The sequence below is a fragment of the Aquamicrobium ahrensii genome, from assembly GCF_040545755.1.
GTDB lineage: Bacteria > Pseudomonadota > Alphaproteobacteria > Rhizobiales > Rhizobiaceae > Mesorhizobium > Mesorhizobium ahrensii.
In genome coordinates, this window is the sequence record NZ_JBEPMN010000003.1 from 22,486 (window position 1) to 34,296 (window position 11,811).

The following is an 11,811-nucleotide window of genomic DNA, read 5'->3' on the forward strand; positions in this document are numbered from 1 at the left end:
CTTCCCTCAAACCGGCTTCTTGCCGAAGACGCGGACATATTCGTCCACCCCACCCCTGGCGAGGGCCTTGGCCTGCTTGACCCAGTCCTCGCGCTCGATGCGGCCATGGAAATTCAGGTATCCGTCCACCCATTCGCGCTCGGCTTTCTTCCACGAGGCGACCTGCGCAAATGTGAAGATGCCGAGTTCGTGCAGAACCTGCTCGTTCTTGGGGCCGACGCCCGAGATCAGCTTGAGGTCGTCAACCGTGGCCGGACGCGCGATGCCTGCGGGGCGGCTCTTGTCGTCCAGCGACGGCTTGGCCGCCTTGCCCGGTGCAGCCTCTTTCGGAGCGGAGACGCTCACGGCCTTTTCCGCTGCCGGCTCGGCTTTCACTGTGGACGGCGTCTTCAGCGCGGGGCTGGTTTCGGGCGCATCCGTCTTCGGCTTGGCCGCATTGGACGGAGGAACCTGGGCAGGTTCGGCTTCGGTCGCCGGCTTCCCGGCCTTGACGGCCTTGTCTCTGGTCGACTTCAGCACGGCCTTCTCGTCCGTCAGGGCTGTAAAGCCACCCGTCGGGGCAGAGAAGAAACGCTCGACCTGCGGGCCGGTGGGCACGGAATCGCCCCTGCCCGCCTCGAACTCGTCAATGATCTCGGCCAGCCGCCCGGGCGTCAGGTCTTCGTAGGAATCCTTGAAGATCATGACCATCGGCGCATTCACGCAAGCGCCCTGACACTCGACCTCTTCCCAGGACAGCGTTCCGTCCTCATTGGAATGGAGTTGCTCGGGATGGATCTTCGAGCGGCAGACATCCATCAGTTCGCCTGCGCCGCGCAGCATGCAGGGCGTGGTGCCGCACACCTGAATATGGGCGCGCGTTCCGACCGGCTTGAGCTGGAACTGGGTGTAGAATGTCGCGACCTCGAGGCCTCGGATATAGGGCATGCCCAGCATGTCGCAGATCGACTCGATCGCGGCTTTCGTCACCCAGCCATCCTGCTCCTGCGCGAGCATGAGCAGCGGAATGATCGCCGATTGCTGACGGCCTTCCGGATATTTTGCGATCCAGTTCTGCGCGGCCGAAGCGAACTCCGCGTTGAAGGAGAATACAGCCGGCTGGACGCTGGCATCTGCGAGACGGCGAACGGACATTAGCGGTCGACCTCACCAAAGACGATGTCGAGGGAGCCGAGGATGGCTGAAACGTCTGCCAGCATGTACCCCTTGCACAGGAAATCCATGGCCTGGAGATGGGCAAAACCCGGCGCGCGCAACTTGCAGCGATACGGCTTGTTGGTTCCGTCCGACACCAGATAGACGCCGAATTCGCCCTTCGGCGCCTCGACGGCTGCATAGACCTCGCCGGCCGACACCTTGTAGCCCTCGGTATAGAGCTTGAAGTGGTGGATCAGCGCTTCCATCGAGCGCTTCATCTCGCCACGCTTCGGCGGCACAACCTTGCCGTCGAGATTGGAGACCGGGCCGGCGCTTTCCTTGCCGAGCAGAAGATCCACGCACTGGCGCATGATCCTTGCCGACTGGCGCATCTCTTCCATGCGGAGGAGATAACGGTCGAAATTGTCACCGTTCTTGCCGATCGGAATGTCGAAATCCAGTTCGGAATAGCATTCGTAAGGCTGCGACTTGCGCAGATCCCACGCCGCGCCCGAACCGCGCACCATCACTCCCGAGAAACCCCACGCCCAGGCGTCTTCGAGCGACACCACGCCGATATCGACGTTGCGCTGCTTGAAGATTCGATTGGGCGTCAGCAGGGCGTCGAGGTCATCGATGGTCTTGAGGAAGGGATCGATCCACGCGCCGATATCCTCGATCAGCTGCTGCGGCAGGTCCTGATGCACGCCGCCCGGCCGGAAATAGGCCGCATGCATGCGCGAACCGGAAGCCCGCTCATAGAAGACCATCAGCTTCTCACGCTCGACGAACCCCCACAGCGGCGGGGTCAGCGCGCCCACGTCCATGGCCTGCGTCGTCACATTGAGGACGTGCGACATGATGCGGCCGATTTCGGAATAAAGCACGCGAATGATCTGCCCGCGCCTCGGCACCTCGATGCCGAGCAGGCGCTCCACCGCCAGGGCAAAGGCATGCTCCTGATTCATCGGCGAACAATAGTCGAGCCGGTCAAGATAGGGCACGGCCTGAAGATAGGTCTTGGCCTCCATCAGCTTCTCGGTGCCGCGGTGCAGCAGACCGATATGCGGATCGACGCGATCGACCACCTCGCCGTCGAGTTCCAGCACGAGACGCAGCACGCCGTGCGCGGCCGGATGCTGCGGGCCGAAGTTGATGTTGAAATTGCGGACGGAGGTTTCAGCCATTTACTGCTTCACCTTTTCATCGCCGGGCAGCACATAGTCCGTGCCTTCCCACGGCGAGAGGAAGTCGAAATTACGGAATTCCTGCTTCAGCTCGACAGGCTCGTAAACGACGCGCTTGGCCTCGTCATCGTAACGCACCTCGACGAAACCGGTGAGCGGGAAGTCCTTGCGCAACGGATGCCCCTCGAAACCGTAATCGGTCAGGATGCGGCGCAGATCCGGATGACCGGAGAAGAGCACACCATAGAGATCGTAGGTCTCGCGCTCGAACCAGTCGGCGCCCGGCCATATGCCGGTCACGGACGGAACGACGGTCTCCTCGCCGGCATGAACCTTGAGACGCAGGCGCAGGTTCTTCGTCGGCGACAGCAGGTGATACACCACGTCGAAACGGTCGAACCGCGCCGGGTAATCCGCTCCGCAAACATCGATCATCGACACGAACCGGCACTTCGCGTCGTCGCGCACGAAGCGTGCCAGCTTGACGATGTCGGCAGGCGCAACCGTAATCGTCAGTTCGCCAAAGGCCAGTTCGCCAGACAGGATTTCGACGCCGCCATTCGCTTCGATATGGGCGGCCAGTTCGCTGAGCGCTTCACTCATTCTTGTCACCGCTCGATGGTGCCGGTGCGCCGGATCTTCTTCTGCAGCAGAAGAAGGCCGTACATAAGCGCTTCGGCGCTTGGCGGACAGCCGGGCACATAGATATCGACGGGCACGATGCGGTCGCAGCCGCGCACCACCGAATAGGAATAGTGATAATAACCGCCGCCATTGGCGCACGATCCCATGGAGATCACATAGCGGGGCTCCGGCATCTGGTCGTAGACCTTGCGCAGCGCCGGGGCCATCTTGTTGGTCAGCGTGCCGGCCACGATCATGACGTCCGACTGGCGAGGCGAGGCGCGCGGCGCAATGCCGAAGCGCTCGCTGTCATAACGCGGCATCGCCGAGTGGATCATTTCGACGGCGCAGCAGGCCAGACCGAACGTCATGTACATGAGCGAGCCGGTGCGCGCCCAGGTGATCAGCGCCTCGGTCGAGGTGACGAGAAATCCCTTGTCGGCCAGCTCGTCATTGATGCCGATGAAGAAAGGATCGTCCGACCCGACCGGCTTGCCGGTGCGCGGATCGAGAACGCCCTTTGGCTGCGGCGCGACAAGCGTGCCGGAATTGCCGATCAATCCCATTCCAGCGCCCCTTTCTTCCACTCATATATGAAGCCGATGGTGAGAACACCAAGGAACACCATCATCGACCAGAAACCGAGCATGCCGATGTCGCCGAACGAAATGGCCCACGGGAACAGGAAAGCCACCTCAAGATCGAAGATGATGAACAGGATCGACACCAGATAGAAGCGGATGTCGAACTTCATGCGCGCATCGTCGAACGAGTTGAAGCCGCACTCATAGGCGGACAGCTTCTCGGGGTCGGGATCACGATAGGCGACCAGGAACGGAGCCACGATGAGTGCCAGCCCGATTACCAGCGCCACGCCGATGAATATGACGATCGGCAGATACGAACTCAACAATTCGTTCATGCTGCAACTTTCCGTTGGCGGCGGATCCGCCTGAAACTAGCGCAGCCGGCCCTGTTACGGAAGCGTGACAGATTTGCCCGGAACCATTTGGTCCCCTGCTGCAACGCGGCGAGGGTTAGCGCAGCCGGATTGCCGAAGCAAGTCAAACCTTGACCAAAACGCTGCACTGCACACTATCTGCGACAAAACTGATCATCTTTGATTTCCTTCACTTTTTACTCCACTTTTAGTCCTGACAGCATCCACGAGCCTCGGCTGCTAGATTGCTGGAATCGGGCTGCCGTAAACCATGACTTGAGATAGGTTTGGATTGCATGAAGGAAACCCTCTCCCCGGCTCTGGCGCGCCGTATCGCCCTGTCCGCGCAGGGCTTCGGCGGAGGGCGCGCAAAGGCTGCGTTGGATCGCCGGCGCCTTTCCCGCACGCTGTCGCGCATCGGTCTGCTGCAGATCGACTCGGTCAGCGCGGTGGTGCGCGCGCACTACATGCCGCTTTATTCCCGGCTCGGCCCCTACCCTCTCTCTCTTCTGGATGAAGCCACCCGTCCGGGGGCCAGACGCCTGCTTTTCGAGTACTGGGCGCATGAGGCATCGTTCCTGCCGCTGGAGACATATCCGCTGCTGCGCTGGCGCATGGAAAAAGCAGCGCGCGGCGAGGAGATGTATCGCACATTGGCCAGATTCGGCCGGGAGCGCTCGGATTTCGTCGAAGAGATTTTCCGCGAAGTGGAAACGCACGGGCCGCTGGCCGCATCCGACATGGAAGGCCACAAGGGCTCGGGCGGCTGGTGGGGCTGGAGCGACGCCAAGGCGGCCTTCGAATGGCTGTTCTGGGCCGGAAGGGTCACAACGGCCTGCCGACGCGGCTTCGAACGCGTCTATGACCTGCCCGAACGGGTGCTGCCGCGTTCCATACTCGACACGCCGGTTCCAGCTACAGCCGACGCCCAGCGCGAACTGCTGCGCATCTCCGCCCGCGCCCATGGCATCGCCACCGCCGCATGTCTGCGCGATTATTTCCGGCTCTCCGCCACTGAAGCGGCCCCCCGCATTGCCGAGCTTGTCGAGGAAGGCGAGTTGATTCCCGTCGCCATCAAGGGCTGGTCACGGCAGGCTTACCTGCACCGCGACGCGCGCCGGCCGCGCAGGGTCGAAGCCCGCGCCCTGCTGGCGCCTTTCGATCCACTGGTGTTCGAGCGGGATCGTACGGAAAACCTGTTCGGCTTCCGCTACCGTATCGAAATCTACACGCCGGCCGCCAAGCGACGATATGGCTACTATGTCCTGCCCTTTCTGCTCGGCGACAGGATCGTCGCGCGCGTCGATCTCAGGGCCGACCGCGGGGCGGGCGTGCTGCGCGTCCATGCCGCATACGCCGAACAGGGGGCACCGGCCGAAACCGCTGAAGCTCTTCTCGCCGAACTGGAGCAGTTTCGCGACTGGCTGAATCTCGACCGGATCGAGATTATCCCCGCCGGGAATCTCGGCCCGGCGCTGGCGGACATGCTCGTGTCGTAGCCGCAAGTTGACAGCCGGACCCGCCCAAGCCTAAATCCGCCCAGACGGTCTCCCTTTCCCAAGGAGGGGAGCTAAGAGGGAATGCGGTGAGGTGACCCCGAACCCGCAGCTGTCCCCGCAACTGTAAGCGACGAGCCTCAGCCGACAGCCACTGGGTGCGGACCCGGGAAGGCGGCGACAGGGCGACGACCCGCGAGCCAGGAGACCTGCCGTCTGCAAGGAACGAGCCGAAAGCCTGGCGGGTGTCCCGGGCAAGGAGCAGATATTGGATTCAGGCCCGCCCACTCAGACGGAACCAGCCGCCAGCGCCACAGGAGCCGGCACGACCATCATCGTGTGCATCTCCTGCCGCGACGCCACCGGCTCGGATGCGCATCCGCGCGCCGGTGAAAAGTTGGCGGAGGATGCGCGCCGGGCCGCCGCCGGCCTGCCGGTCGAGGTGCGCACGGCAGAATGCCTCGGCAACTGCAAGCGCAGGTTAAGCGCCTCGATCCTGTCGGAAGGCGCATGGAGCTACGTGTTCGGCGATCTCACCGAAGATTGCGGGGCCGATCTGGTCGCCGGTGCCAGCCTGCTGGCCGACGCCGATGACGGCAAGATTCCATGGCGCGGTCGTCCCGATTCGCTCAAGCGCGGCCTCGTTGCGCGCATCCCTCCCCTCACTCTCCTCAAGGACAGATCATGACCGCAAACGCCACCCGTGTGCCCTGCACCGTCGTCACCGGCTTCCTCGGCGCCGGCAAGACCACGCTGATCCGCAACCTGCTGGAGAACAGCAACGGCAAACGCCTCGCGCTCATCGTCAACGAATTCGGCGACGTCGGCGTCGATGGCGAGATATTGAAAGGCTGCGGCATCGATAGCTGCCCGGAAGAAAACATCGTGGAACTGGCCAATGGCTGCATCTGCTGCACCGTGGCCGACGATTTCGTGCCGGCGCTCGACCAGATCCTGTCTCGCACGCCCAGGGTCGATCACATCCTGATCGAAACCTCCGGCCTCGCCCTGCCGAAACCGCTGGTGCAGGCTTTCCAGTGGCCGACGGTGAAAAGCCGCGTCACCGTCGACGGCGTGGTCGCCGTGGTGGATGGCCCCGCACTTGCCGAGGGCAAGGTCGCCTCCGACATGGACGCGCTCGCCGCCCAGCGCGCCGGGGACGAATCGCTCGACCATGACGACCCGATCGAGGAGGTGTTCGAGGATCAGGTGGCCTGCGCCGACCTCATCATCCTGTCCAAGAGCGATCTGCTGGACGAAGCCGCCGCCGCCCGCGCCCGCAAGATCGTGGACGCCCATATCACCCCAGCCGTGAAGGTCGTTCCCTCCGAACATGGCAAGGTCGATCCGTCGATCCTGCTCGGCCTCGGCCTCGCTGTCGAGGACGACATAGAAAACCGCAAGTCGCATCATGACGGCGCGGGCGATCATGAGCACGACGACTTCGACACCTTCGTCATCGACGTTCCCGCGGTGACCGACCCCGAGGAGCTGGCGCGCCGTATCGCCGCCGCCGCCGAGCAGGAGGATGTGCTGCGCGTCAAGGGCTTCGTCGAGGTTTCGGGAAAACCGATGCGTCTGCTGGTTCAGGCTGTCGGACCGCGCGTCAATCATTATTATGATCGCGCCTGGGCAACCGGGGATGACCGACGCTCGCGGCTGGTGGTGATCGGCCTCAAGGGTCTCGACCGTCCGGCCATCGAGACCATACTCGCAGGCTGAACAAGGCAAAGGACGCCACTCATCAGGCCATTCATCAGGATTGAACGATGCACATCCTGACCACCAGTTCCGCCTCGCTCGACGACGTCATCGAGCCGGTCGACCTGCGCCAGACACCGGGCGACGTGGTGGCCCTGTCCTTCACGGACAGCGATCTTGCGGCGCTGGCCTCGGCATGGAAAGCAGAAGCGGACCGCCTGCCCTCCATGCGGCTGGCGGCCCTGCGCGACCTGCGCCATCCCATGTCGGTCGACCTGTGGGTGGACAGCGTCGCGAGCCACGCAAAAGTCATTCTGGTGCGGCTTCTGGGCGGCTACGACTGGTGGCGCTACGGCTGCGACCAGCTTGCCGCCACCGCCCGCGCCGGGGGCGTCAAGCTGGCCCTGCTGCCCGGAGAATGCCGCGAGGAGGACGAGCGGCTGATGCAGGCCTCCACCCTGCCGCGCGAGGAGCTCGCCCTGCTGCTCGGCTATTTCCGCGAGGGCGGGCCGGCCAACATGCAGGCGCTGGTGCGCCGGCTGGCCATGCTTGCAGGCCATGAGGCCGAATCCGCAGCGCCCGAACCCGTGCCGAGGGCCGGCTTTTACGAACCCGGATCAGGCGTCGTCGAAACGCCGCGCATCGGTGGGGAAGCGCCCGTCGTGCCGGTTCTTTTCTACCGTTCGATGCTTCTGGCGAACGACATCGCCCCCATCGATGCGCTGACAGTCGAATTGCGCCGCACCGGCGTCGTGGCGGTTCCTGTCTTCGTCTCCAGCCTGAAGGACGCGACCTCCCTCGCCTTCGTCGAGCAGGCAGTCGCGGCTCTTCGGCCGGCCGCCATCATCACCGCCACGGCCTTCGCCTCCGGCGCTGAAGCGGGTGCGGAAACGCTGTTCGACCGCACCGGCGTTCCGGTTTTTCAGGTGGTCGTCGCGACGACGAAGCGTGAGGCATGGGAAGGCGGCCAGCGCGGCCTCGCGCCCGCCGACCTCGCCATGCATGCCGTGCTGCCTGAACTTGACGGGCGCGTCATGGCCGGCGTCATCTCCCTGAAGGCGGAGACGGATGCCGACCCGGCGCTCGGTCTGCGCGCCTATGTGAACCAGCCGGCGCCCGACCGCATCGCGCAGGTGGCGCGGCGGCTTTGCGCTTTCCTGCGGCTGCGGGCCACGCCGCCGGCAAAGCGGCGCATCGTCATCCTCCTCCCCGACTATCCGAGCGCGCCCGGCCGCACCGGCTATGCTGTAGGGCTCGATGTGCCGAACAGCGTGCTCGCCATGCTGCACGACCTGAAGAGCGCCGGCTATGCAGTTGACCGGATTCCGCAATCGCCGCGCGCCCTGCTCGACTTGCTCGACGCTGAAGGCCACAACTTCACCGTAGACGATTACCGCTCCCGGTTCGCCGAGTTGCCGGGTGAGGCGCGCGAGGCAGTGGCGCAGGCCTGGGGAGAACCAACCGAAACGCGCTTCTCCTTCCGGGCGGCCACATTCGGCAATGTCACGGTCGCCCTCGCTCCCGATCGCGGCCGCTCCGAGGACCGCCGGGCCGACTATCATGACCCCACCCTGCCCCCGCGCCACCAACTGGTCGCCTTCGGCCTGTGGGTGCAGAAGGCGCTCGACGCGCACGCCATCGTCCATGTCGGCGCGCACGGCACGCTGGAATGGCTGCCGGGCAAGACGGTGGCGCTCAGCGAAGCCTGCTTCCCCGAGATCGTCACCGGTCCGCTGCCGGTCGTCTATCCCTTTATCGTCTCCAACCCCGGCGAGGCAGCGCAGGCCAAGCGGCGCATTTCAGCCGTCACGCTCGGCCATCTGCCGCCACCGCTGGTTAGCGGCGAACTGGACGAGCACCAGCAAAAACTGGAGCGACTGGTGGATGAATATGCGCAGGCCGACGGCCTCGACCGCCGCCGCCGCGACCGGCTGGCGAAGCTGATCGTCGAGACCGCCGCCGAAACCGGTCTCGCCGTCGAAGCCGGCGTCTCCACCACGGACGCACCGGACGAGGCCCTGCGCCGTATCGACGCCTGGCTCTGCGACCTCAAGGATTTCGCCATCAAGGACGGGCTGCACATTTACGGCCGCGACCAGCCGGATGAAAACGATCCGCTGCGTATGCAAAGCGCGGAAGCGGAAAAAGCCGCACTGCTCTCAGCCCTCGATGGCCGCCACATCACCGCCGGCCCATCGGGTGCGCCGGCGCGCGGCCGCACCGACGTGCTGCCCACCGGCCGCAACCTGTTCACCGCCGATCCACGAACCATGCCGACACCGACCGCCTTTGACCTCGGCAAGGCGGCGGCCAGCGAGGTGGTGACGGCCTACCTCCAGAGCCATGGCGACTGGCCGCGCTCGCTGGTCATCGACCTGTGGGGCTCGGCCTCGCTGCGCACCGGCGGCGAGGAGATCGCACAGGGGTTGACACTGATGGGCTGCCGCCCGCAATGGGACGCCGCCACGGGCCGCGTGACTGGCGTCGAGGTGCTGCCGCCGGCCGTGCTCGGCCGGCCGCGCGTCGATGTGACCTGGCGCATCTCCGGCCTGTTCCGCGACATGTTCCCGACCCAGATCGCGCTGATCGACGCCGCCGCAAGGGCAGTCGCCACCCGCGACGAAACCGATGACGAAAACCCGCTTGCAGCGCTCGCCCGCACCGAAGGGCGGGTCGGCCCGCGCATCTTCGGCTCCTCGCCCGGCACCTATGGCGCGGGCATCGAAAGCCTGCTTGCCAGCGGCGACTGGGAAAGCCGCGACGAGATCGGGCGCGCCTATCTGGACAGCGCCTCCCATGCCTATGGCGGCGCGGAAGGCGAAGGCGTGGCTGCCCCCGGCGCATTCGCGGACCGGCTGTCGGAAGCCGACCTGCTCGTTCACACCGGCGACGATCCCGGCCGCGACATTCTCGAAGGCTCCGCCGATGTCGCCTTCATCGGCGGTTTCTCGGCCGCTCTTGCGGCGCTCGGCCGTAATGCCGACGTCATTGTGCTCGACACGTCTGACCCGGCAAAACCGAAGCCGCGCTCGGTGTCGGAAGCGGTCGCCCGCGTGGTGCGGGCCCGCGCCGTCAATCCGCGCTTCATCGCCGGCCAGATGCGGCACGGCCCGCGTGGCGCTTCCGAATTCGCCGAGACGGTGGACCGCCTGATCGGCTTCGCCGAAACCACGCACGCCATATCGGGCGCGCTGATCGAGGCCGTTCACGACGCCTATCTGGGCGACAGCGAAGTACGCGCCTTCCTGCTGCGCGAAAATCGCGAAGCGGCTGCGCTCATCGCCGAACGTTTTCTCTCCGCGCGACGGCGCGGCCTGTGGCATCCGCTGCGCAATTCCATAGACGACGATCTTGCGGCCCTCATCGCCGAGGCAAGGCAGGTGGCGGCATGAACGCCTTCGCCAGACGCGGCGCCTGCCCCGCCCTTTCCGCCCCGATGCAGACCGGCGACGGCCTGCTCGCCCGACTCAACACCGTTGCTGGAAGTTTGCCCCCCAACGCCTTGATCGGACTCTGCGAATCGGCCTTGCGCAATGGCAGCGGCGTGATCGAGGTGACGGCGCGCGGCTCGGTCCAGATTCGCGGTCTCACCCCTTCATCGGCGCGGGCGCTGGCCCGCGAGGCCGATATGCTGGAGATTGACGTGCGCACCGGCGTGCCTGTCGAGACCGGCCCGCTGGCCGGCATCGACGCCGAGGAGATCGCCGACCCGCGCCCGCTGGCCAACGAAATCCGGGCAGCCATCGAAAAAGCCGGACTTGGCGCGCGGCTTGGCCCGAAGGTGTCCGTGGTGGTCGATGGCGGCGGTCGCCTGCCGATGGATGCCGTGCTGGCCGATGTGCGGCTTGTCGCCGTCCGGAGCGGCGACGCGGTTACATGGTTTCTTTCCATCGGCGGCACTGCGGCGAGCGCCCAGCCGCTCGGCATTGTCCCAAAGGCGGAAGCCTGTGCCGCAACCGTCGCCATTCTCGAAGCCGTCGCCGTTTTGGGACGCGAGGCAAGGGCACGGGATTTGGTCGACCCGCATAACATCGTTGGGGGAATAGCTCTCTCTGGCCTGCCGACGCCGGATGGTTCTCAACTGCGGCCAACGGGCGCCCCCGTCAGCGTTTTCCCGTTGGCGGACGGAACCTGCGCCCTCGGCGTCGCCCTGCCCTTCGGCTCGATGCACGCTGAAAACATCATTGCGCTTGCGCAAGGCGCGACTTCTCTCGGCGTAACCGAAATCCGCCCTGCTCCATCCCGCGCGCTGCTGTTTCCCGGCATGAGCGCCGCCGCCTGCGCAACGCTCCGGCAAACCGCCGCCGCCCTCGGCTTCGTCACCCACGCCAATGACCCGCGTCTGTCCATCGTCGCCTGTCCGGGCGCTCCCGCCTGCGCCTCGGGCCGGATCGCCACGCGCGCACTGGCCGAATGCATAGCCGCAGACCATGCGGGCCTGCTCGACAGCTCCTTCACGCTCCACGTCTCGGGCTGCGCAAAAGGCTGCGCGCACCCCTCCCCAGCCGCGCTCACCCTCGTCGGCCATGACGAGGGCACGGGAATCGCGCTAGACGCCACTGCCAGATCGCCGGCGGCGAGCTACAAGGTGGCTTCCGACGCACAGGCCGGCATCGCCAGTATCGCTTCGCTGGCGCGCCAGAGCCGCCGATCCGGCGAAACCGTCGCGGCATGCCTCGCCCGTCTGGGTGCTGCCGCCATAACCACCGCCTTCATGCAGGGATGA

The 11,811-nt window shown here is 65.4% G+C and carries 10 protein-coding genes and 1 riboswitch; of the genes, 5 read left to right on the plus strand and 5 right to left on the minus strand.

All coding sequences use genetic code 11. The features are described from left to right. Window positions 1-6: 6 nt before the first annotated feature. From ABID44_RS05120 to ABID44_RS05140, 5 genes are read right to left on the minus strand one after another with little or no spacing between them, the layout of a single operon-like run. A complete protein-coding gene (locus ABID44_RS05120; protein WP_354150621.1) occupies window positions 7-1,134 on the minus strand; it encodes an NADH-quinone oxidoreductase subunit E in 1,128 nt (375 codons plus the stop codon). Next, window positions 1,134-2,324, minus strand: coding sequence for an NADH-quinone oxidoreductase subunit D (locus tag ABID44_RS05125; protein ID WP_354150622.1), 1,191 nt, complete (start codon window positions 2,322-2,324; stop codon window positions 1,134-1,136). The genes ABID44_RS05120 and ABID44_RS05125 overlap by 1 nt, the downstream gene beginning before the upstream one ends. After that, complete coding sequence (locus tag ABID44_RS05130; RefSeq protein ID WP_354150623.1) at window positions 2,325-2,927, minus strand: NADH-quinone oxidoreductase subunit C; 603 nt, start codon at window positions 2,925-2,927, stop codon at window positions 2,325-2,327. 5 nt (window positions 2,928-2,932) lie between these two features. After that, entirely contained in the window at window positions 2,933-3,514 is a 582-nt protein-coding gene (locus ABID44_RS05135) for a NuoB/complex I 20 kDa subunit family protein (protein WP_354150624.1), read from the minus strand. Next, complete coding sequence (locus ABID44_RS05140) at window positions 3,505-3,870, minus strand: NADH-quinone oxidoreductase subunit A (protein WP_354150625.1); 366 nt, start codon at window positions 3,868-3,870, stop codon at window positions 3,505-3,507. Before ABID44_RS05140 ends, ABID44_RS05135 begins: the two co-directional genes overlap by 10 nt. 314 nt (window positions 3,871-4,184) lie before the next feature. Here ABID44_RS05140 and ABID44_RS05145 point away from each other — a divergent pair, with 314 nt between their 5' ends. From ABID44_RS05145 to cobG, 5 genes are all read left to right on the plus strand, one after another. Then, window positions 4,185-5,387, plus strand: a complete 1,203-nt coding sequence (locus ABID44_RS05145) for a winged helix-turn-helix domain-containing protein (RefSeq protein WP_354150626.1) — start codon at window positions 4,185-4,187, stop codon at window positions 5,385-5,387. Window positions 5,388-5,415: 28 nt separating this feature from the next. Continuing rightward, window positions 5,416-5,615, plus strand: a riboswitch (cobalamin riboswitch). A gap of 37 nt (window positions 5,616-5,652) precedes the next feature. Beyond that, window positions 5,653-6,072 (plus strand): DUF1636 family protein, encoded by a 420-nt coding sequence (locus tag ABID44_RS05150; RefSeq protein WP_354150627.1) that lies wholly within the window; start codon window positions 5,653-5,655, stop codon window positions 6,070-6,072. Next, window positions 6,069-7,106 (plus strand): cobalamin biosynthesis protein CobW, encoded by a 1,038-nt coding sequence (cobW, locus tag ABID44_RS05155; RefSeq protein WP_354150628.1) that lies wholly within the window; start codon window positions 6,069-6,071, stop codon window positions 7,104-7,106. The genes ABID44_RS05150 and cobW overlap by 4 nt, the downstream gene beginning before the upstream one ends. 47 nt (window positions 7,107-7,153) lie before the next feature. After that, window positions 7,154-10,477: a cobaltochelatase subunit CobN gene (gene cobN, locus ABID44_RS05160; RefSeq protein WP_354150629.1), complete on the plus strand. Its 3,324-nt coding sequence runs from the start codon at window positions 7,154-7,156 to the stop codon at window positions 10,475-10,477. Beyond that, window positions 10,474-11,811 carry a precorrin-3B synthase gene (gene cobG, locus ABID44_RS05165; protein WP_354150630.1) on the plus strand — a complete coding sequence of 446 codons (1,338 nt, stop codon included), beginning with the start codon at window positions 10,474-10,476 and terminating at the stop codon, window positions 11,809-11,811. The genes cobN and cobG overlap by 4 nt, the downstream gene beginning before the upstream one ends.